At 71.8% G+C, this 20,573-nt stretch carries 20 protein-coding genes; 5 read left to right on the top strand and 15 right to left on the bottom strand.

From position 1 onward, the window contains the following. Positions 1-98: 98 nt before the first annotated feature. Positions 99-422, top strand: coding sequence for a hypothetical protein (locus tag LNW73_RS03100; RefSeq protein WP_250988773.1), 324 nt, complete (start codon positions 99-101; stop codon positions 420-422). Between the two features lie 348 nt (positions 423-770). Next, positions 771-905: a hypothetical protein gene (locus LNW73_RS35820; protein WP_285390510.1), complete on the top strand. Its 135-nt coding sequence runs from the start codon at positions 771-773 to the stop codon at positions 903-905. Between the two features lie 57 nt (positions 906-962). Here the strand turns inward: LNW73_RS35820 and LNW73_RS03095 are convergent, their stop codons facing one another. From LNW73_RS03095 to LNW73_RS03085, 3 genes are all read right to left on the bottom strand, one after another. After that, a complete protein-coding gene (locus LNW73_RS03095) occupies positions 963-1,931 on the bottom strand; it encodes a GlxA family transcriptional regulator (RefSeq protein ID WP_250988772.1) in 969 nt (322 codons plus the stop codon). Positions 1,932-2,111: 180 nt separating this feature from the next. Then, positions 2,112-2,879, bottom strand: a complete 768-nt coding sequence (locus LNW73_RS03090) for an SGNH/GDSL hydrolase family protein (protein ID WP_250988771.1) — start codon at positions 2,877-2,879, stop codon at positions 2,112-2,114. Beyond that, a complete protein-coding gene (locus tag LNW73_RS03085; RefSeq protein ID WP_250988770.1) occupies positions 2,876-3,448 on the bottom strand; it encodes a TIGR03086 family metal-binding protein in 573 nt (190 codons plus the stop codon). The genes LNW73_RS03090 and LNW73_RS03085 overlap by 4 nt, the downstream gene beginning before the upstream one ends. 82 nt (positions 3,449-3,530) lie before the next feature. On the opposite strand from LNW73_RS03085, the gene pdxR reads away from it, so the two are divergent. After that, complete coding sequence (pdxR, locus tag LNW73_RS03080; protein WP_250988769.1) at positions 3,531-4,955, top strand: MocR-like pyridoxine biosynthesis transcription factor PdxR; 1,425 nt, start codon at positions 3,531-3,533, stop codon at positions 4,953-4,955. Between the two features lie 212 nt (positions 4,956-5,167). Here the strand turns inward: pdxR and LNW73_RS03075 are convergent, their stop codons facing one another. Beyond that, positions 5,168-6,964 (bottom strand): beta-propeller fold lactonase family protein, encoded by a 1,797-nt coding sequence (locus LNW73_RS03075; RefSeq protein ID WP_250988768.1) that lies wholly within the window; start codon positions 6,962-6,964, stop codon positions 5,168-5,170. 186 nt (positions 6,965-7,150) lie between these two features. On the opposite strand from LNW73_RS03075, the gene LNW73_RS03070 reads away from it, so the two are divergent. Continuing rightward, the gene (locus LNW73_RS03070) at positions 7,151-7,681 is read left to right on the top strand and encodes a hypothetical protein (protein ID WP_250988767.1); all 531 of its coding nucleotides are present in this window, start codon (positions 7,151-7,153) and stop codon (positions 7,679-7,681) included. Further along, positions 7,678-7,806 carry a hypothetical protein gene (locus LNW73_RS35815; protein ID WP_285390505.1) on the top strand — a complete coding sequence of 43 codons (129 nt, stop codon included), beginning with the start codon at positions 7,678-7,680 and terminating at the stop codon, positions 7,804-7,806. The genes LNW73_RS03070 and LNW73_RS35815 overlap by 4 nt, the downstream gene beginning before the upstream one ends. Before the next feature lie 62 nt (positions 7,807-7,868). On the opposite strand, the gene LNW73_RS03065 is transcribed toward LNW73_RS35815, so the two are convergent. From LNW73_RS03065 to LNW73_RS03015, 11 genes are read right to left on the bottom strand one after another with little or no spacing between them, the layout of a single operon-like run. Continuing rightward, the gene (locus LNW73_RS03065) at positions 7,869-8,225 is read right to left on the bottom strand and encodes a hypothetical protein (RefSeq protein ID WP_250988766.1); all 357 of its coding nucleotides are present in this window, start codon (positions 8,223-8,225) and stop codon (positions 7,869-7,871) included. Continuing rightward, positions 8,222-8,665 carry a hypothetical protein gene (locus LNW73_RS03060; RefSeq protein WP_250988765.1) on the bottom strand — a complete coding sequence of 148 codons (444 nt, stop codon included), beginning with the start codon at positions 8,663-8,665 and terminating at the stop codon, positions 8,222-8,224. The genes LNW73_RS03065 and LNW73_RS03060 overlap by 4 nt, the downstream gene beginning before the upstream one ends. Then, entirely contained in the window at positions 8,602-10,599 is a 1,998-nt protein-coding gene (locus LNW73_RS03055) for a hypothetical protein (protein WP_250988764.1), read from the bottom strand. Before LNW73_RS03055 ends, LNW73_RS03060 begins: the two co-directional genes overlap by 64 nt. 10 nt (positions 10,600-10,609) lie before the next feature. Then, positions 10,610-12,055 (bottom strand): baseplate J/gp47 family protein, encoded by a 1,446-nt coding sequence (locus LNW73_RS03050; protein WP_250988763.1) that lies wholly within the window; start codon positions 12,053-12,055, stop codon positions 10,610-10,612. Beyond that, complete coding sequence (locus LNW73_RS03045) at positions 12,048-12,548, bottom strand: hypothetical protein (RefSeq protein WP_250988762.1); 501 nt, start codon at positions 12,546-12,548, stop codon at positions 12,048-12,050. Before LNW73_RS03045 ends, LNW73_RS03050 begins: the two co-directional genes overlap by 8 nt. Continuing rightward, a complete protein-coding gene (locus LNW73_RS03040) occupies positions 12,548-14,557 on the bottom strand; it encodes a hypothetical protein (RefSeq protein WP_250988761.1) in 2,010 nt (669 codons plus the stop codon). The genes LNW73_RS03045 and LNW73_RS03040 overlap by 1 nt, the downstream gene beginning before the upstream one ends. Continuing rightward, a complete protein-coding gene (locus tag LNW73_RS03035; protein ID WP_250978826.1) occupies positions 14,541-15,083 on the bottom strand; it encodes a hypothetical protein in 543 nt (180 codons plus the stop codon). The genes LNW73_RS03040 and LNW73_RS03035 overlap by 17 nt, the downstream gene beginning before the upstream one ends. Further along, complete coding sequence (locus LNW73_RS03030) at positions 15,080-15,571, bottom strand: hypothetical protein (RefSeq protein ID WP_250978827.1); 492 nt, start codon at positions 15,569-15,571, stop codon at positions 15,080-15,082. The genes LNW73_RS03035 and LNW73_RS03030 overlap by 4 nt, the downstream gene beginning before the upstream one ends. Next, entirely contained in the window at positions 15,571-17,022 is a 1,452-nt protein-coding gene (locus LNW73_RS03025; protein ID WP_250988760.1) for a hypothetical protein, read from the bottom strand. Before LNW73_RS03025 ends, LNW73_RS03030 begins: the two co-directional genes overlap by 1 nt. Continuing rightward, positions 17,019-20,243 (bottom strand): hypothetical protein, encoded by a 3,225-nt coding sequence (locus tag LNW73_RS03020; RefSeq protein WP_250988759.1) that lies wholly within the window; start codon positions 20,241-20,243, stop codon positions 17,019-17,021. Before LNW73_RS03020 ends, LNW73_RS03025 begins: the two co-directional genes overlap by 4 nt. Positions 20,244-20,247: 4 nt before the next feature. Then, a complete protein-coding gene (locus LNW73_RS03015; RefSeq protein ID WP_250988758.1) occupies positions 20,248-20,571 on the bottom strand; it encodes a hypothetical protein in 324 nt (107 codons plus the stop codon). Positions 20,572-20,573 lie beyond the last annotated feature (2 nt).

Here is a 20,573-nt window from a genome sequence, read left to right as displayed (position 1 = left end):
TGCACGCCCGTGCTGCCCTGGCATTTCGACCGGCGCCCTTGCCCTCGGACGATCTCCGCCCGTCAGGCGGTCGCCGAAGGCCCCACTACTCTGCCGGGATGCATCAACCTGTCGTCGGCTGTACAGACTCCGATCCGCGGGTCCGCCTGGTCCAGCTCGTGGAGCGAGGGGATGGGCTGTTGCGGGAACTGGAACGCAGTGCGCAGCCCCTCGCGACGCACAACGGCCTTCCGTTCGCCGGCCCCTTCCCCGGGGTGCTGACCACCATCAGGGAGGTCATTACGATCTACCAGCAGATCGCGTACCGGTACGTGAACGCGGACCTCGATGACGCTCGGACGCTGCGGCACCTGGCCGACGCGCTCGACGAGACGGCCCGCTGCGTACGGCTGCTGACTCCCCCCGACGTGCCGACTTCCTAGTACGTCAGAGGTACACGCAAACACATACTCCTCGGCCGGGAGGGATCCCGTTTCGGCCGGCTGGATTCCGGCAGCGGCCTCGCGACTCCGCACGAAGCCACCGGGGTCCTGGTCGCCGGCAGCGTCCACCGCCTGTCCCTGTAACAGCAGAACCCGTTACGACGTCGGGTTCCGAGCTCCGGATTCGGAGCGGGCGGTAGTGGGACGCCTGCCGCGTCGGTCGGCGAGGAGAGCGAGGGCGACACCGATGCCGACCCAGACGGCCAGGGTGAGGGCCGGCAGTCCGGCGCCTGAGCCTGTCACCAGGGAGAACAGCAGGGCTCCCGCGATGCGGGTGCGCAGTCCGCGGTGTCCGGGGAAGACGCTGAGCGCCCCGATCCCGCCACCGGCGAAGTCGCCAGGCGCCGCTACGCCGACGAGCTCGGCGACATGGCGATCGCCTACCTGCTCACTCCCGACCGGCGCCGCTCCACCCACGCCTGAGTCGAGCACATTGCCGGACGGCCTCCCTGGGTGTCTACCGGGGCTGGGGCAAGGCGGTCAGAAGCGTTGGCGGTACTGGGCGGGGGAGATGCTGAGGGCGCGGTGGAAGGCGCGGCGCATGGCCTCGGTGCTGGGGTAGCCGCTGACCCGGGCGATGTGTTCGACGCTGTCCTGGGTGTCCTCCAGCAGGCGCCGGGCGGTCTCCAGCCGGGTCTGGTCCACGTAGCGGCCCGGGGAGGTGCCGGTCTCGGCGGTGAAGGCGCGGGCGAACTGGCGGGGGGAGAGGTTGGCGCGCTGCGCGAGCGTTTCCACCGAGAGGTCCGCGTCCGGGTGGACGGCGATCCAGTCCTGGACATCGCGCAGGGACTGTCGGTCGGAGAGTTGCGCCTGCAGGTGGGTACTGAACTGTCGCTGGGTGCCGGGTCGGCGGAGGAAGACGACCAGGTGGCGGGCGAGGGTCAGGGCGGCGTCCCGTCCGAGGTCCTCCTCGATGAGGGCGAGCATGAGGTCCATCCCGCTGGTGCCGCCGGCGGAGGTGGAGATCCGGCCGTCCCGGATGAAGATCGGGTCGGCGTCCACCTCGGTCCCGGGATAGGCCTGGGCCAGCTCGTCGGCCTGGCTCCAGTGGGTGGTGACCCTCTTGCCGGTGAGGAGTCCCGCCTCGGCCAGCAGGAAGGCTCCGGTGCAGATGGAGACGATCCGCTGGGAGCGTTTCGCGTTCTGCCGAAGCCAGCTCACCACCTCCGGGTCGACGGTGGTGGTGCCGTCGCCGCTGTGGGGCCCGGGCACGATGAGCGTGTGCGGTGTGGTGGCGGTGTGCAGATCGGTGTCCGGCACGAGCGTCAGGCCGCTGGGACTGTGGACCGGGGTGCCACCCAGGCTCGCGGTCCGGACGCGGTACGCGACACTGCCGGCCCTCGTCCGGTCGGCGAAGAGGTTGGCAGCGGAGAGGATTTCGATGGGGCTGACCACGTCGAGTGCGTCCATGCCCTCGAAGAGCACGATGAGTACGGTGCGCGTTCTCATACAGCCAGCCTGACAACTTCCGCGGATGTCCGCAACGTCACATATCCCACCTTTCGTGCCATGGGGATGGTCGAGCCGTCGCTCCATCGCGGCGCGGTGGGGCGACGGTGGCCCGGCCCGCCGTCACCGGCTTCGTCACCGGCTTCGTCACCGACACAGGTAATGAACTCCCACCCCGCGCTACTGCGGCAGGGAATGCCGAGTCACCGGGGTGAGCCGAGGCCGCTTGGCACCGACCCCGTCACCGGAGGAACCACCGGTCAACCGCCTCCGGAGCCACGGTCCGAGGTGGGACTGCGCCCACCGGGCGTCGTCCCGCCGCCGTCGCCGCGCAACGGTCCCGGCACGGACCGACTCCGGCACGGGAGCGACGCCCAAGGTGGCCAGGATCTGATCAGCGACCCTGCGGTGACCTGATGGACTCAGGTGGAGCCGGTCCTGGCACCAGAGGCCGGGAAGGCCGAACGCCGCGTCCCCGAACAGGTCCACGACATGAGCACCGTGCCGGCCGGCCAAGCCGGATACCGCGTCGTTCATGGCGATGATCCGAGGCCGCAACAGCCCCGGTAGCGGCAGCCGCACGCTCTGGTCGGGGAACCGGAACAGCACCACCTCGGCTCCCGCCTCCGTCAACGTGCCGACCGCCCGGTCGAACCTGGCCATCAGGTCGTCCACGTCGAACCCCGGGCGCAGCGCGTCGTTGCCGCCCGCGGAGAAGCAGATCAGATCCGGCCGCATCCCGGTCGCCGCCGGGATCTGCTCGGCCACGATCTGGTCGAGCCTGCGGCCCCGCACGGCCAGGTTGGCGTAACGGAACCCCGGCGCACGGGTGGCGAGTCCGATGGCGGTCAGATCGGACCAGCCACGGACCGTGCCGTCGGGCAGCGGATCACCGACGCCCTCGGCGAAGCTGTCGCCCACCACGACGAGACTCTCCCAACGGCTCATCGCCGGTCCCACCGGGGATCGCGGCCGGTGAAGGCGAGAAACCGATCGGCCACCGAGGCTTCGCCGGACACCGCGAACTCTTCGCCGAAGGCCTGGCCGGGCCCGCGCGTCAACGGGAACTTCAGCAGCATCTCCAACGCGGCCCCGACGAGATCGTCGTCGAGTTCCCACACCTGTCCGAGCGCGCTGGCCACATCCCAGCTGTGCGCCACGGTGTCGATCACATGCATCATCACCGCGACCTTCCCGGGAAGGACGCCGAACTCCCGCACCTCGACCGTCCGGCCCAGCACGTTGTCGGCCGCGAACGCCTCGGTGACCAGGGCCGCGGACGCCGCGAAAGCCTGGATCGGGTCGGGGTCGAGGGTTCCGCCGGTCCATACGGCCCGGTCGGTGCCGCCCTGCACCGCTGACGCGAATCCCTGGTTCTCGCTCACCAGATGGACGAGAAGTTCCCGCAGTGTCCAGTCCGCGCACGGCGTCGGGCGGTCCAGATCGGCCGCCGTCACAGGGGACAGGATCCACCGCGCGGCGTCGAGCGCCCGCCGGTCCAGTTCGATGAGTTGCATGATCGCGATCCTAGGAACAGCCGCGCCCGCCCTGAAGGGCCAAAACCCGACCATCCGGAGGGAGCCAATTACGATGGGCCCGGTGGAACTGCACATCAGCCTCGCCGGCCGGCACGACCTGATCGGGCAGATCTACCGGCAGGTCAGAGCCGCTGTCCTCGACGGACGGCTGCGTCCGGGCGACCCCGTGCCGCCGACCCGGGAGCTCGCCGCCCGCCTCCGGGTGTCCCGCAACACCGTCAGTGGCGCCTATGACCGGCTCACCGCCGAGGGATTCGTCCAGGCCCGGAAGGGAGCCGGAACGTTCGTCTCGCCGGGGATCACCACCGCCGCCTCGCCGACCACCCCGAGCCCGCTGCGGCCCCTGCCGGTCTGGGACGAGCTGCCCGAACCACCCGACCTGACGCGCACCCGGTACGCCTTCGACTTCCGGCCGGGGCACCCCGACGTCCGGCTGTTCCCGTACGAGAGCTGGCGGCGACTGCTCAGCCGCGAACTCCGCGCCAACCGGTCGGGCAACGCGATATACGGAGACCCGGCAGGACACAGCGGTCTGCGCACCCAGATCGCCCGGCACATCGGCCTGTCCCGCGCCGTCCGCACCGAACCCGCCGACATCGCCGTCACCGCGGGCGCCCAGCAGGCCTTCGACCTGATCGCCCGCGTCCTGGTCGCGCCCGGCCGGACCGTCGCCCTGGAAGATCCCGGCTACCCGCCGGCCCGGCACATGTTCGCCTCCCACGGTGCTCGCATCGCCCGCACGCCGGTGGACGGCGAAGGGCTGATCATCGACGCCCTCCCGCCCGAGACCGCGCTGGTGTACGTGACCCCGTCCCACCAGTTCCCGCTCGGCATGCCGATGTCGCTCGCCAGGAAACTGGAGCTTCTCGCCTGGGCCGACGAGCACGACGCGGTCATCGTGGAGGACGACTACGACAGCGAGTTCTGTTTCGGCGGCACCCCGACGGAGCCGCTGCGCAGCCTCGACACCCACGGCCGTGTCCTGTACGTCGGTACGTTCTCCAAGGTGATGCTCCCCACCCTGCGCCTCGGGTTCCTGGTCGCTCCGCCCTCGCTGCGCAGGGCGTTCCGCACCGCCAAGTACGTGACCGACTGGAACACCTCCTGGCCCCAGCAGGCGGCCCTCGCGGCCTTTCTCGAAGAGGGGCTGCTGGCCGCGCACATACGCCGGATGCGCCACGCCTACCGGGCCCGCCACGCCCGCGTCGGCGCCGTCCTGGCCCGGGACTTCACCGATCTCCTGGACATCGTCCCCTCCGCCGCGGGCCTGCACCTGAGCGCACTGCTACCGCTGGACACCGACGACCGGACGATCGCCCGCCGGGCCGCCGCCCGGGGAGTGGGAGTCCTGGGCCTGTCCGGCTTCGGGAGCGCCGGCGGCCGGTCCGGTCTGGTCCTCGGATACGGCGCGATCCCACTCGAGGCCATCGACGACGGCCTCCGTCAGTTGGCACTCGCCATCCGCGACAGTGATGCCTCCTTCTGAAGCATCCCGGGGGCCGGCTCAGGCTCGTTCCAGTTGGTGGGTGGCGTCGAGGATGGCGAGTTCGCTCTCGGTGGCTTGGCGTTTCCATTCGGGGGCGACCGTGGCATAGGTGGTGACGTCGTGCCAGATGCCCTGCCGGCGGACGAAATATCGTCAGAGAGCGGACGGCCTGCCGGCAACCAGTCGCAGTGACCCGTCCACGACGGCGGCTCTCAGATGTCGAGCACGGACACGGTGTTGGACTGGATGTTGCCTACGTAGCAGCGTCGGCCGTCGGGGGAGATCACGATGGGCGACGGCAGGATCCCGACAGGGATGGTGGCGACCACTTCGCCGAGCTCGGTGTCGAGCACGGAAACCGTGTTGTCCGTCTGGCTGGTCACGTAGACACGTCGGCTGTCGGGAGACACCGCGGCGCACAGCGGGACCCCTCCGATCGGGATTCTCGCGATCGTCCGATCCGTGCTGGTGTCGATCACCATCAGTATGTCGGATGCGGCGTTGGTGATGTAGGCGCGCCTGCCGTCGGGCGCGATCGCGATTCCGTAGAGACTGCCGGGGGCGTACAACGTGCCGGTGATCTGGTTGGTGTGGGTGTCGATCACCACCGGGGGCTCGTTGTTGTTGACGACGTACACCCGGTCGCCGTCGGGGTGCACCGCCACGCCCAACGGGAAGCCTTCGGAGAACAGTTGCGTGGCCGCTGTGTTGGCGTTGACGTCGATCACGTTCACCGACTCCCCGTTGTAGTTGGTGACATAGGCCTGGCGGCCGTCAGGGGTGATCGCGATCCCGGTGGGTGTGTTACTGACAGGTGGGGCAGGGGCTATGGGTATTGTCGCGAACACCGTATTGCTGTTCGTGTCGATGACGGAGACCGTGTCGTCGCCGCTGTTGGCCACGTAGACCCGTCGGCCGTTGGGCGTTATCGCCACGCCGAGTGGTTCGCGCCCGACGTACGGGGTGGCGATTATTTGATGGGTGACGGTGTCGATGACGGAGACCGTGTACCCACTGGTGACGTAGAGATGACCGCCGTCCGGAGTGATGGCGGCGCCGGTCGGGGACCCCGCCAGGGTGATGGTGTCGATCACCGTGTTCGGGCTTGTTTCCAGGACCGTCACGGTGTTCGCGCCGGTGTTGGTCGCGTAGACGCGGCGGCCGTCGGAGGACTGGGCGATCGCGAAGGGGCCGGTGCCGGCCGGGATGGTGCGGGTCGGCTGTGCGGTGACCATGTCGACGACCGTGACGGTGTCCGAGCCGCTGTCGGCGAGATAGGCGGTGCGGCCGTCGGGGGACACGACCACCCCGCGCGGACCGGCTCCTGCCGGGATCGGCCCGGTCACGTGGGCGGTGGCCGTGTCGAGGACCGAGACGGTGTCGGAACTGCTGCTGGTGACGCACATGTGCCGACCGTCGGGGGAGACCGCGACTCCGAAGGGCGCGGGACCCACGTGAGGTGTGGCGGTCACCTGACTGGTGGCCGTGTCGATGACGGACACGAAATCGTCACCCGTGTTGGCCACGTACACGTGGCCGCCATCGGGGGAGACCGCTATTCCGAACGGTGCCGAACCCACCTGCGGAGTCGCGGTCACCTGACCGGTGGCCGTGTCGATGACCGACACGGAATCGTCACCGGTGTTGGTCACGTAGGCGTGCAGGCCGTCGGGAGCCACCGCGACTCCCACCGGAGCGGCGCCCACGGCGATGGTGGCGGTGACCCTGCCGCTGGTGGTGTCGATGACGGATACCGACCCGTCGCCGGCGTTGGCGACATAGGCGTGGTTGCCGTCCGCGGAGACCGCCACCCCGCGGGGAACGTCTCCCACGGTGATCTCGGAGGTCACCTGCCGCGTCTTCGTGTCGACGACCGACACCTTGCCGTTGCCGCTGTCCGCCACGTACGCGTGGCTGTTGTCAGGGGACAGCGCGATTCCGTAGGGCGCCGCACCCACCGGAATCGATCCGGCGACAGAGGCGGCGGCAGCGGACAGTGATGTAGCCACGGCACGCACCTGCTCTGTTGGTATTCCCCGATCGGCCGGGCGCTGTGACGCGGCACCCCGGATGGCCGGGCGCCGGCCAACGGGGCGGGTGCCCGAGTCCACTTCCAGCATCCTCTGGCCAGGACTTCCCCGCAATTGGACGAGGCGCGGAGCCCAGGAGACGATGGGAACCGAGGAAGGTGCGCCATGACCAGTACCCCCGTTTCGCTGCCGTTCGACTACGAGTTCCGGCACCCCACCTGGGTCGACACGGTTGATCGGGTCGCCGCCGGGGGGCCGAATGGTTTCAACGCCCTGTTCGAGGCGCTCCAGAAGGACCTGACGGCCATCGATCAGCTGTTCGCGACGGCAGCCGGTGCCGTCAACGCGCTGCAGGCGAAGGTCGATGCGCTGGGTCAGCCGCAGGCGGTCAACCGCTCCGTCACCGTCATCCCGATGCTGGCGAGCATCGCCGGCCAGCAGGCCTGGGACGTCACGTCGACCCCCGGATCGGCGGCCAAACCGGCGGGCGCGGCGACCGCCCAGGGCCTGGTGACCGTGGCGCTCCCGGCCGGCAGCGTCATCACCGGCTTCAAGGCGGGGGCAGCAACATCGGATCGGGCCTGCTGGCATTGGAAGTGCACTGCCAGCGCCTCGACGGGTCGAATCCGCGGGTCGTGGCCAAGATCACCGTCTCGGGGCTGCCGACCGGCGGCGTTTTCCCGGCCAATCCGGTGACTCCGACCGGAGACGCCGTGGTCGACCCGGGGACGGTCTGCTACATCACCGCCAAGCTCAGCGGCGCTCAGGGCGGCGACACCGTCACCCTCTCCGGTTTTCAGGTGCTCTACAGCGGTTCCTGACGGTGCGCCAGGAACTCCGGGGTGATCGGCGTTTCTCCGCGGCCTTCGGAACCGGACCGCTCCTACGACGAGTGCAGACGGCGTGACGAGTCGGCCAGCAGGGTGTTTCCGTACGGGTCCGTCGCGGAATCGCCTGCCCGCAGGACGCGTTGACCGTTCGCCACCAGGCCGGGCGCCGTCGCCGAGAGCGTGACCGTCGCCGTGCCCGTCACCGGGGTCGGGGACGGCGGGGAGGAACCGGCGAAGGAGAACGTGCAGGTGGCCGTGTGGAGGACGAAGGCGTCGTCGACCTTCAGGCTGGTCGCGGCCGTCTCCTCCACCGTTCCCGCAGTCCACTTTCCGACCGTCGCCCCGGCGAAGGGGAGCGCGCCCGCGGCCGCGGTGACATCGCCCGAGCAGGCGACCGGGAGCGTCGTCACCGCCGGCCGTCCAGGTCGCTCGTCGCACGCGCGGTGCGATCGGTATCCGTGCCGCCGACAGTGCGCCGGCGCCGGTAACGGTGGTAGGTACGGGACGCGTCCGCGGCCGGCAGCGGAGCGACCGGCGTACCGTCCGCCGCGGCGAGGTGGTTGCGGCGCAGCTCGGAGGTGTTGATCTCGATGCCCAGCGGGCACAGGCTGTCGAGCAGGTTCATGACGTAGCCGTACTGCTCGGGGTCGAGACGTTCGCCGTCCGGCAGCTCGACCCGGACTTCGTAGGGGTCGGCAAGGCCCCGCCGGGCGTATCCCAGGCAGACGACGAGGGTCAGGCCGTCCCGCTCGGCCCGGGCCCGTACCCGTCCGTTGCTGTCGTTGCTCAGCGTGAGCGGAGGAAGCCGCGGCGGATCGTCCGGTGCGGCAGGTGCGAGCGGTGCCGGCACCTCCGCCGTGTGCCAGCGGAACTCCGCGGGCGGGGGTTCCCCGGCTCTGCGGGGACGTCGGGCAGGGCGCAGACCGCCGCCAGCACCACCAACCGCCGGCCCGCATCGTCCCAGATGCCGCGCACCGCGTAGAAGCCGCTGTCGGTCATGGCCGTCATCCGCGCGGCGACGGCGTCCCGCAGCGCGGTCCCGCCGCCCGGGCCGCCGATATCGGCCGGAGCGAACGGGTACGCGACCACCTGGTCGAGGTCGGCCACCTCCAGGACGGCTCCGGCGAAAGCGGCGCTGTCGTCCGCGAGCAGCTTGCCCTCGATCAGCGGGGCCAGCAGCGACGGCGGGTTGCTGCCGGTCCGACCGGCCACGGTCTGCAGGACGGCGTACACGCCGTCGGCGACCAGCGCCTGCACGGTGCCGAGGTGGCGCTCCTCGAAGCGGCGCCCGGTGAGCTCGACCGCCTCGGCTGCCAGCACATGCAGGCCGCCGGCCGTGCCGCTGGCGACATAGCGCGCCTGGAAGGTCACCGGGGAGCCGACGGTCACGCTCGGCGGGGCCTCGACGGCCAGTCCTGCGGTCGGCAGGGCGGAGAGATACACGGTGGTCGCGTCGAGCGGGTGCACGGTACGCAGCCCGCACGGTTCGATCAGCCACCGTCCGAGCGGGTCGGCGTCGGACATCCGCGGTTCCAGACTGCGGGCCAGGGCGGCGAGCTCCCCGGTCCCGCTCGCCAGCCCCGGGACGGCAGCGGCCAACGCGTCCAGCCGGGACTTCCCGAACCGGTCGAGGGTCACCCCGAGGCCCAGTTCGTGCAGCGGGTCGGGTTCCTCGACATGGGCTCGGTGCAGCGTCAGCGGGCCGCTGTCGCCGAGGGCGCGTACGAGCTGCACCAGCCGGGACAGGTCGGCGGCGAGTGTGGGAGCCAGGTAGCGGGGCCGGCGTGCTCCGGCCGGGCGGGTGAGTTCGGCGCTCAGCACGTCGAGGATCCGCCGCAGCTCCTCGAAGCGGCCCGACGGGAGCCCCAGGGGCACGGGCCCGTCCAGGTCGAGCAGATACCTAGCGCGCAGGACTCTGTGGAAGCGGTCGCGCAACGCCGGTCCGCCGGTGCCGCTGTCGACCAGACACGTGGACAGCGACAGGGTGTTCTGCTCCTCGACCAGCCGGAAGCGAGCGGTCACGCCGACGAGGGACGGCAGGCCCTTGTTGGGTGCGGTGTCCGCGCCGGGTCCGTTCAGCGCGTCGGTGAGGCCGCCCCTGGTGGGCAGCCGCCACGAGGTGAACATCGCCAGCCTGCTGCGGTAGAACGCGTCGTCCTCCGACGGCCGCCGTGGCACGGCGAGGTCCCTGCCCAAGGCGTCGAGGGCTCCGCCGAAGGCGAGGTCGACGTGCCGGCAGGCGGCGATCTCACGGGCCTGGCGGATCATCCGCTGCTTCTCCATCGTGGACAGGTAGGCGAGACGGGCGAGCAGCCCTTCCAGCAGGACACCTTCCACGAGCGCTGCGGCGTCGTCCTCGCCCAGCGCGGGGCCGAGCGCGGTGCCGGCCGGGATGTCCGTGTGGCATTCCGGGGCTGCCACGACGTGTACGTCGACCGTGACCGTCAGGTCGCCGGCGGCCCCTGCTCCGTTCGCACCGGACGGCGGCAGACAGCCGGGCAGCAGGGTGCCGGCCCCTGAGAACGGGGCGAACACCACCGTCCATGCGACCTCCCCCGTTCGGTCCGGGGGCGGGCGGACGACCACGGCACGGTCGGCCAGGGGGACCCGCAGCCGCAGCAGCAGCACCGGTTCGCGGCACGGCCCGGCCACGGTGAAGGCGCCCGCGGCCAGCGGCAGGGTCCGCATGCGCGCCGCGGCGGCGTAGACGGGCGGCAGGGCGGCGAGGGCCGCTTCGAGGCCCGAAGCGGTCAGCGGCGCGGGCTCCGTGCCGAGGGCGGTCATGGGTGTGTCCTCATCCGATGGTGATCTCGATGTCGGCCAGCGAGTCGACGAGCAGGGCGATCTCGGCGGGTCCCACCGCCGCGTCCTCCTCGGCGCCGTACTCGTGGGGACCGGACTCCGTGCCGTCCCCAGGACCGGTCAGCGACACGGCCGGCAGCGGCGGCGGGTACCGGCGCAGCCGCAGCGCGCGGGCGTCGGTGACGCCCTGCTCCTCCATGACCGCCCACAGCACCTCGCTGTACCTGACGGGTTCGCCGACCGCGAGGGTCTGCAGGCGCCTGCGCACCCGGTCCAGAATGCGCGCCTTGAGGGCCACCGCCTCCGGTGCGGCGTTCATCGCGGCCGGGTCGCCGACCGGGACCGGCAGGCCGTCCACACTGATCCGGCAGCGGAAGCCGATCCCGACCTGTCCGACCTTCTCGATGTGGGGCGAGATGCCGATCGGACGCACCTGTTCGACCGCTGCCGCCACCTGCTCCCGGAGCTGGCCGGGCCCTTCCCAGAACGCGCCCTCCTCGGGGGCGACGAGCACGGTGAAGAAGTACGGGTCGCCCAGGCTGCGCTCCTGCGAGAACAGCCGCTCCAGGAAGGAGAAGCTGCCGAACACCGCCTGGTTGATGTCCAGACCGCCGTACGGGTCCTTGATCAGGACCTGCCGCACACCGGGCACGAGGGACACCGCGATCCGCACGGCATCGGGCGTCCACAGGCTGCGCGGGTAGGCGAGCAGCAGGTCGCGGTAACGGGCGTCGCTCCAGAAGAGCTCACCGCCGGTGGTCGGGAAGCGGTGGTCGATCCCCAGGACGTCGTGTCCTGCCGCCGCGGCGAGCTCGGCCGCCAGGGCGGCTGCCGGATCGAGGGGGTTGAAGCGGTCGAGCTTGCCAGGGAAGGTGTCGCCGGTCGCGTCCGGTACCTGCGGATCGATGTTGAGACCGGGACCCGGCTCGAAGGCCGTGACCGCGACATCGGCCTGCTTGGCGGCGCCGGTCAGCGTCACGTCCTCGCTCGTGAAGTAGTCGTGGCCGCCGGGACTGAGCAGCCGGGTGCCCCGCGGGAGAGACACCTCGGTGGTCCCGGCGGGCAGCGGCACCGAGATGCTGAAGGCGACCCGGCCGGTGGCGCGCAGGTGCGGTCTCGGTACGCCGATCTCGGCGCCCAGCCGGGACAGGGCGTCACCGACCGCCGTACTCAGCCGGCTGTCGTCGTAGGCCAGCCCCAGGTGCACCCAGGCCCGCGCCTCTTCCAGGGCGATGATTTCCAGCACCTTGCGCAGGGCGCTGCCGGCCGTCAGGTCGACGTCCGTGCCGAACAGGACGCGGGCGGCGGCCTGCTTCTCTTCGAGCAGCCGGGCCAGCGGTTTGGGCACGAAGCCCTCCGCGGTGATCCCGAAGGGCTTGCCCGAGCCGCTGGTCCTGGCCAGCTCCTCGAGACCGGCGGTCCCGTCCAGGTCAGTCATCAGCCACCACCTCTCCGATCGTCGTGTCCAGGACGCTGCCGAGTACCGTCCGCACGCTGGCGTCCACCTGCCAGCGGCGACTGCCGGGGGCGGTCTCGGTCAGGGTGAGATCCACGACGTCGGCCACGCGGCTGTCGGCCGTCACCGTGCGCAGTACGGACAGCCGGAGCATTTCCTGCACCATCGGCGGCGTCAGGTCCTGGGTGAGAACGCTCAGTCCGTCGAAGCCGAAGCCGACGTTGAACGGGTCGGAGCCGGGAGCGGTCAGCAGGGCGACGGCGAGATTCTGCGCCAGGTTGTCGGCGCCGGACACCAGGGCCAGATCACGGCCGGCACCGTTGTCCACGAACGTCAGGTCGTGGCCGATGCTGTCGGGACCGGTGGGCTGGAGGGCGAGGCCGTAGCCCAGGACGGTCCGCTCCGGCGGGACGGCATGCGGAGCGGAGGCCGGGGCGGGAGCAGGGGCGGGAGCAGGAGCGGGGTTCTGCGGCATCAGGGCACCTCCACCGTGGTGTTCGATTGGAGAGTGATCTTGTCGCCCTTCAGGAGAAGGTTCCCGGGGGTCGAGATCTCGATGTCGCCGCCCGAACCGATGGTGATCCTCGCGGCGGTGGCGTCGGAGCCGGAGGCGATCTCGATGGTGCCGGACGCGTCGATGCCGATCCGCGCGCCGGCCTTGGCGTGCTCGATGACGACCCGGTCGTCCGCGGCATCCTGCGGACGCGTGCCGACCGGCGTCATCAGATCGGCGCCCACGCTGATCCGCAGGCCGCGCACCTCGATCACCCGGCCGCCGTCACCGCTGATGAGATCGTGGCTCGCGGGTCCGCTCGGGGGCCCGGCGGCCCCAGCCCCCGCCCCCGCCCCCGCCCCCGCCCCGGCGAGATTCGCCGGCAGGCACAGCCACCAGTCGCCGACGTGCGATTCCGGCGCCTGGCCGTCTTCCCACAGACATCCCGTGACGACGGCGTTCTGCTGTTCCTCGCGGTAGTGCAGGCTGACCACCCGCATGCCGGGGTAGTGCGGCACCACGAGCCCCGTCCCGCCGAAGGCGAACGGGGTGAGGTAGGGCTTGCCGATCAGCCGGGTCGGGTCCGCCGCCGCGCCCGCGGTGGTGGGCACGTTCGGTGACGGTGCGTCGGCGAGGCCCTCGTCGACGCACAGGGTCTGGGCGGCAGTCCCGTGCCCGTCCGCCGAGGCGGGGGTGACGTCCTGACGGCGTACCAGCCCGACCTCGTGGGTGCGCCGTTCCAGGGCGGTCCGCCGGTGCTGCTCGGCCAGGGCAGCCGCGAGCCGGGTCGCCTCGTCGGTACTGCCCGACTCCGGCGCTGCGGTGGTCCGGTCGTCCTCGGCCGGGAGCGCCACGGTGAGCCGGGTGACGAAGCCCTCGGCGGGTCCGAGCTGGTGGCGTACGCCGACGACCCCGTAGTCGGTGAGCGCCGTGTCCATGCCGGCGCGGAACACCGCGGCGACGCCTGCCGCCAGGTCGCCCGCGGGGCCGATCGCCGAACCGCTCACCGTGCCGGCGGCGCCGGCCGACGCCGGATCGGGCAGCGCCGCGCTCACCTTGTCACCGACGGCGATGTCGGGACGGCCCAGCAGGGTGAGGTCGAAGCGCCGCACCTTCGGAGCGGCGAACGGAGCCTCGGGCAGCGCGGCACCGGGACCCGTCTCCGCCACCGGCCGGCCGTCGACCAGCCCGGTGGCCGGGCTCAGCTCCCAGCTGCCCCCCTTGAGCACCGGTGCCTTCCAACGCCCCACGTGCAGCACCCCGTCGCGCAGGAACATGGGGACCACGAACCGGCGGTCGTCGCCGTGCGCCAGCTGCGCGACCTTCTGCAGCGCCGTCACGACCGAGCGGTCGGCGCTGGTGTCCAGCTTCCCGTCGATCGCGGTGGCGGTGCCCTCCTGAACCACGGTCACCGCGACCGCCGTGTCCTGGCACAGCTGCCGGGCGTAGTCGAAGGCCGTGCTGCCCGCCGGGACGGCGGCGTCGCGCGGGGCCTGGCGCTGCATCCGGAAGAAGGCGGCGTCGATGCCCTGCAGCCGTGTGCGGTAGCGGAACTCGCCGTGGCTGCGCTCCACCGACAGCAGCCGCCCGGCCAGCACCTCGTGCAGGCCGTCGTCGTCCCGGCCGCCGATGCCGAACGGCGCGACGGCGCCCGCCAAGGCCGCTCCGAAGCCCTTGCCCAGGTCCTGCCAGCCGAGCCGGATCACCACATGCACATGCGACTCCGCGGCGATCGCGGCGTAGACCTTGTCGAGCAGGCCGTCCAGGGTGATGTCGAAGGTCGCGGCGCGCAGTTGGTCGTCGGCGTCGACCTTGATCTCCGCGTCGCAGTCGGCGTGGGACACCAGCACCGGGTCGGCGTCCGGGTCGGGGAGCCCGTGACCGTCGTCCTTGCGGAACTCCAGCGCCCAGCCGGCGAGGAAGCCGACGACGGGTGCGCCGTTCGAGGCGGCGCTCACGGCGCCCGAGGTCACGCTAGACAAGGAGGTCATAGGGATTCCCTTTCGGCGGCGCCGGGTGCAGATGGCGAAGACCGCCGGCGCTGCTGTCGCGGATGCCGGCCACGATCCGGGCGCCGACGTCGGCAGGCCCGATCAGCGAACCGGCGGCGAGCCTCAGTTCGGCGACCAGCACCTCGACCCGGAGCCCTGAACTCTCCGTGCTGCCGAACGGCATCGGGCGGCCGACGATGACCGGAGCCGAACCGATCAGCCGCCCGGAGTCGGCCACGATCAGGTACGGCCGCACCGCGGCGGTGTCGAGTGCGCCCGGTGGGCCGGCGGTGAAGCCCGCCCGCGGATCGGCGCCCACGGACGTGGCACGCGGCGCGCTGTCCGCGGCCCCGTCCACCAGGACCTGGGTGCGGGCGGTGTACAGCAGACCGACGAGGTCGGCCGTCATCGCGACGAGGATCACGGTGAGCGCCCGGCCCGCCACCTGCACCTGGAGCCGCTGCGGCACCCCGCGGGCCGGGGCGAACGGCAGCGGCTGGTACGCGGCGGGGAGCACGGCGGTCACAGGAACTCCGTACAGGTCATGGCCGCCATGGCGGCCGTGTCGACCAGCAGATCGAGTGGGCCGGGGCGCGGCACGTGCTGGAGCGAGAGCGAGACCTCCACGGTGTCGATGCGCTGCGCGGATGCGGTGAAGGACAACTCGGTGACCTGCATGTTCATCTTCACCACCATGCGGGTGACGAGGATGAGGCCGGACAGCCTGCCACCGGAGTACGAACCGAGCGCCCCGCCGCGCTTGGAGAAGTTCGCCAACAGCTCCAGGCCCTGCTTCCAGGCGAACCGCTGGGGGCCGATGAGCAGCGCCGAGAGAGAGACGTTCTCGGTGGCGTTGCCGACCGCGGCGCGGAACGCCTGGGTGCCGATCGGCGGCAGCGTGTACCGCTCGGACAGCGTCAGCCGGGACACCGCGAACAGCGGGACGGGCAGCAGCCCGTCGGTGAGGATGGCGGAGGGCAGCCGCTGGAACTCGTCCAGTACCGACCCGGCCATCACTCACCCACCACGAGGAAGGTCGCGGACACACCCGGCACCTCGGGCCGGACCTGCGTGATCCAGATCAGCTCGTACACCCGGGCGAGGTCCCGGGAGTTGACGACCCACTCCACCCCACGCAGACCGTTCTCCCGGGCGAACTCCAGCTGGCGCGTCAGCTCGACGGTGAGTTCGATGCCGATCCGCTCCTCGAAGACGATGATCTGCTCGCGCAGGGTCACGGGTTCCGACGTGCGCATCGCGGTGATCAGATCTGGCGTGGTGAGCTCCTCCCAGGGCCGGTGGCGCAGCGGCAGCCCGCCCTGCACCTCGTCGGACACCTTCCGGGGATTCTTCCGGGGCTTCGCCGCACCCCGGCCCTTCCCGGGCTGTACCGCCCGGAGGTCACCGGGCTCCGGTTCCACCTTCGGAGCCGCCACCCGGCCCCGGATGCTCCCCGCCTCCGTCACCGGCACATTGGTGTGCTTGGCATCGCGCACCCGGCCCGCCACCAGGCCGTCGACACCGATGGTGGTGAATCCGCGGACCGGTTTCCGCAAGTGCCCGGTCCACTCGTACGACGCCCCGGTCACCGTCTCCTGGAAGATGCCGGCATCGACGTGGGGGCCGGTCGACGGCACCCTGGCGTTGGGTGTCAGCCGGCCATGGGCGACCAGGACCGCGATGACCATCCTGTTGCGCTCCGCCGGGTTGTCGGCACCGGCCAGGAGCAGGCGTACGGCGTCGGCGATACCGTCGCCCTCCCCGCCTCCGTACAGGCCGACCAGGCGCTCGGCCGCCCGGTTCACCCGCTCCGACTGGGTCCCGGCGAGTTCGTGGGCGCTGAGCGGCTCCTCCCGCCACGGAGCCCCGGGGTGCCGCGGCGCCACGGGCAGCGGCCGGGCCTCGTCGAGCGCGGTGAACAACTCCTCGACCGCGGCGGCGACCTGGGGGCGCGTTCCGGACCGGAGCCGCGGCGGCCCCGCGGGCGCCGGCGCCGTCCCGCGGTCGGCCACCGGAGCGGCCGACCGGGTCAGCCCCAGTTCGGCCTCCATCTGGTTGCGCAGCGAAGTCTGCATGGAGTGCCCGTCACTGTCGATGATCTCCCGCACGTTCTCCTCGAACCGCTTCAGCCCGCCCAACTGCCGCTCCAGCGTGCGCAGATCGGCCAGCCGCTGTTCCGCGGACCGGAGCGCGCCACCGCTGCTCAGTGCCTCCCGGTCGTCGAGGAGCCTGTTCACCGCCTCTTCGAGGAGCGTGCAGCCCGCCACCAACCGCTGGTCGTGGACCTCGAGCACGCGCATCAACGCCCGTTCGACCAGTGCCGCCGAGATCCTCGTGGCCTCCTCGGGCCCGTACATCAGTCCCAGGGCGCGGGTGACCCTGCGCATGTCCGGACGGTCCTGGCCCCACACGCGCAGTTCGCCGAGCCAGCGCCCCGCCGGCGGCCGGGTGTTCTGGATTCTCACGGTGCCTCCAGCGCCGCGAGGGCCGCTTCGAGCTGCGCCCCGGTGCCGTGCAGCCGCGCGGACTCGCGCATCAGCGACTCGGCCACCGGCCTGATCAGAAGGGGCACCAGGGTCTCCATGACCAGCACCACGGCGGCCTGCGTGACGGCCTGCTGCACGGCGTGTCTGAGCAATTCCTCGCTCAGGTTCTCCAGGATGGACTTGCGGGTGCTGCGCAGAGCGGACTGCGCGGCGACCCGTACCCCCTGCTGTCCTGCCTGCCGCAGCTCCTTCAGCGCCCCGCCGGCGATCGCCTTGGCGCCGCCGGCCGCATGGCCGATGTCGAAGACCGAGAACGCGATCCCGATCCAGGCCATCAGCTCCGCCATCTCGACGTCCTGCCAGTGCACCAGGGCCTCGGGATCGAGCACCGAACGGTAGGTCCGCTTCTGGTCCTGGGCGCTGATGAGCTCCTCGACGGCGAAGGAGGCGCCGACGACACCGGTGACGAGACCGGCGACGGCCGCCCCCAGCGGGGCGCACAGCAGGCCGAGCACCACGACCCCCGCAGTGGCGAAGAGGTGCTCGAGCTGGTCGACCCCGGCTTTGCGCAGGATCGCCCGGTTCACCCCGTCCGAGTAGACCGCGAGATGACCCGCGTACTCCCGCAGCTGGTCGTCGGCGAGGGCGTGGATGCCGTGCAGCTCGAACCACAGGCCGCGTTCGTCCCTGCCGCCCTTCCGCTCGACCCACTGCGACACCTCCAAGGCGAAGAACGCGCCGTCCTTCGGCTCGGAGGCCCGTGTGAGCATCTCCTCGTTGGCCTTCGCCATCTCGGCGAGCAGCCCGATGAGATAGGCGCCGGCGCGACCAGGGTCGGTGGTGCTCTCGCGGAACAGCCTTTCGAGGTCGCCGACCTGGAGGAACAGCGGGTCGATCTGGTTGAGCACCGCCCGCCGTGCGTCGATGCCCGTCTCGATCTGGCGCACCGTCCAGTGCCGGCCGGCATGGAAGGCCCAGTACTCGGTACCGATCCGCTCGATCCGGGCGTCGTCCAGTTCGGCCAGAGTACGGGCGCTCACCGAGTCGATCGGAGCAGGCTCCTGATGGTCGTACTCGGCGTAGCCGGCACCGTGCACGGTCACCTGGCGGGACAGCACCTCGCGCAATGTCCCGGTCACCCCGAGCTTCTCGGCGTGCCGGACGGCCCGCCGCAGCACGATCAACTGGACGGCGCTCCCGCCGAGTACGTTCAGGACCTGCTCGAAGTGCTCCTGGGTCTCCTTCGCCCGGGGACCGGCGTACTGCGTGATGGCCGCGCGCGACGACCGCAACTGCTGGAGCAGCAGGACCCGGCAGGTCTCCGCGTACAGATGCATGCACGCGGTCGACAGCGCTTCCGACATCTCCTCGAGAAACCGGAGTGCCCAGGACGCCGCCTGCCGCCCGGCCTGTCCGGCGTCGGGCGCGATCAGCGCGGCGTTGTCGTGGTGCAGATAGGCCGCCACCACACTGTGGGCCAAGTCATCGATGAGGGACACGAGTTGGGCGAGCTGGTGCAGATAGTCCAGTTCGGGAGCCGGGCCGGGACGCACATCGAGGAGGCCGTTGTTGCCGCCCCGGTCGGCGCGCACCGTGACCTGGGTGGTGACGGTGCTGTGCACCGAGGCCAGGCCGACGTCGCGGGCGCTGGAGGAGATGACCCGGGCGCAGTTCAGCGCGAACATGCCGGCGTGTGCACACTGGGGCACGTCGAGCAGCCGGGCGATCCTGAGCATGTCGGCGGCCAGTGCCTCGCCTCCCTGGCGCAGCGAGAGCAGTGCGGGTTCGCCGTTGTGGGAGCCGCACCGCAGCGGCTCGTCGGCGAGCGTGATGACCGGCCACACACCACTGCTGTCCGCCTCCAGCGGGCGGCCGAGCGGACCCCCGGGCGGCTGGTCGTCACCTTTGCCCGGTTCGGTCGCCGCGCCCTTCACGCCGTGGTGCGCAGGATCGCCCGGCGGTCCGCCCGGCTTCGCCCCGGCCTTCGGCTTGCCCTGGGCCTTGGCCCTGACCTTGGGCTTCGGCTTCGACTTGGGCTTCGGCCTGGGCTTCGATCCGGCCCCGGGCCGCCCCGCCCCCGCGCCCGCCGGCTGCGGGCCGCCGGACTGCCCGGCCTGTGCCGTCACGAACCGGATCGGCGAATCGATGTCGCCGGGCATCAGCGCGAACTGCCGCCTCACCCCGACGACGGAGCAGATGACGTACGAGGACGGCAGTCCGGTCGCCAGCTGCTCGGCGTAGCGGCGCCGGTTCGCGCCGTCCCGCAGCGGGTGGTTCGACGGAGCCCGCTCCAGGTCCAGCAGTTCCGCGATCGTCTGCTCGATGACGGCGATCGTCGGCGTACGGTCGGTGCGGATCAACTCACCGGCCGCCAGGCCGAAGGCCGGGGTGCCCAGCCGGAAGGTCGGGCGGCGCTGATCGGCGCCGCCCAGCTGCAGGAGCCGGAAGTCCCGCCAGCGGAATCCGTAGTCCTTCGGCAGCACCGTCCCGTCCGGCTGCAACCGGTCGACCTCGTTGATCCACACGAGGACGCGGCGCTCCACACCGTCGATGACGACGGGACCGGCATAACCCGGGTAGCCATGGGCGCCCGGCGGCCACACCGGCCCGGCACGGTCGAGGTGCGCGTCCCAGGCGATGTGCAGGGCGCCGGCCAGCGTGACCGCACCCCCGGTCGCGGGCCGCCGGACGCTTCGCGCCGGGGCCGGGCGCGGGGCGGCGAGCGGGACCGGCACCGGGGCACCGCCCTTGTCGTAGAACGGCAGCAGGTAGGTGCCGGCCTGCGCCTCCCCGTCCGTGCCGGGGCCCAGGGTCTCGCCGTCGGGCTCGGCGACCGGGTGCGCGGTCCGGGCGCGCGCGGCATCGAAGGGCTCGGTCGCGCCGGACCCGGTGCGGGCCCGGGCGGGTGCTGCCGGCCGCGACAGCCCGGCAGCCGCGATGCCCGCGGTCAGACCGCGCTCGACGGTCTCACGGACGCGCTCGCGCAGCCCCAGGTCGAGGGGCGGTCCGACGAAGTCCGCGGCCGGCCGGTCCAGGACGAGCCGCCGTCCGGTGCCGCGGGCGTCGAGCACCTCGCGGCGGGCGGTCAGCAGCGCCGTCTCCGTCGCGTCGCCGACGGCCCGTTCCAGCAGCGCGAGTTCACGCGGGGTGATCCGGCCGGTGAGCCGCACCCGGATCGGGAGGTGCACATGCAGAGCCATCCGCTCACCCCGACGCCGAATGGGCGTCCATCGCGTGCCGGACCCGCCGCAGCGCCTCGTCGACCGCGGCGTGCATCTCGCGCGGGTCGGGCCCCCCGGCGATCTCGACGGTCACCGGCAGATGGACGTGGATGTCGCGCCTGCTGTCCTGTTCCGCCAGCACGATCTCCGCCTCGGAACCCTCGAACGGCACCACCATCTCGTCCCGCCGCACCAGGGCGATTCCGCTGCGGCGCACCCAGCCGCCCAGGGGGCGGTCGGTGTCACCGTCCTCCGTGCCGCCGCTGCCCGCCGACGCGCCGTCAGGGTGTTCGGGAATGCCGGTCATGC

The organism is Streptomyces sp. RKAG337, assembly GCF_023701715.1.
Taxonomy (GTDB): domain Bacteria; phylum Actinomycetota; class Actinomycetes; order Streptomycetales; family Streptomycetaceae; genus Actinacidiphila.
The sequence above is the reverse complement of the archived record's forward strand: the minus strand, read 5'-3'. Positions and strand labels throughout refer to the sequence as shown.

Coding starts and splice junctions, on each gene's coding strand:
- LNW73_RS03030 (WP_250978827.1), bottom strand. CDS start 15,571: ATGGCCGGGTCGGTACTGGACGAGTTCCAGCGGCTGCCCTCCGCCATC.
- LNW73_RS03090 (WP_250988771.1), bottom strand. CDS start 2,879: ATGAGCCGTTGGGAGAGTCTCGTCGTGGTGGGCGACAGCTTCGCCGAG.
- LNW73_RS03040 (WP_250988761.1), bottom strand. CDS start 14,557: ATGACCTCCTTGTCTAGCGTGACCTCGGGCGCCGTGAGCGCCGCCTCG.
- LNW73_RS03050 (WP_250988763.1), bottom strand. CDS start 12,055: ATGACTGACCTGGACGGGACCGCCGGTCTCGAGGAGCTGGCCAGGACC.
- LNW73_RS03015 (WP_250988758.1), bottom strand. CDS start 20,571: ATGACCGGCATTCCCGAACACCCTGACGGCGCGTCGGCGGGCAGCGGC.
- LNW73_RS03095 (WP_250988772.1), bottom strand. CDS start 1,931: ATGAGAACGCGCACCGTACTCATCGTGCTCTTCGAGGGCATGGACGCA.
- LNW73_RS03070 (WP_250988767.1), top strand. CDS start 7,151: ATGACCAGTACCCCCGTTTCGCTGCCGTTCGACTACGAGTTCCGGCAC.
- LNW73_RS03100 (WP_250988773.1), top strand. CDS start 99: ATGCATCAACCTGTCGTCGGCTGTACAGACTCCGATCCGCGGGTCCGC.
- LNW73_RS03085 (WP_250988770.1), bottom strand. CDS start 3,448: ATGCAACTCATCGAACTGGACCGGCGGGCGCTCGACGCCGCGCGGTGG.
- LNW73_RS03055 (WP_250988764.1), bottom strand. CDS start 10,599: ATGACCGCCCTCGGCACGGAGCCCGCGCCGCTGACCGCTTCGGGCCTC.
- LNW73_RS03045 (WP_250988762.1), bottom strand. CDS start 12,548: ATGCCGCAGAACCCCGCTCCTGCTCCCGCCCCTGCTCCCGCCCCGGCC.
- LNW73_RS03020 (WP_250988759.1), bottom strand. CDS start 20,243: ATGGCTCTGCATGTGCACCTCCCGATCCGGGTGCGGCTCACCGGCCGG.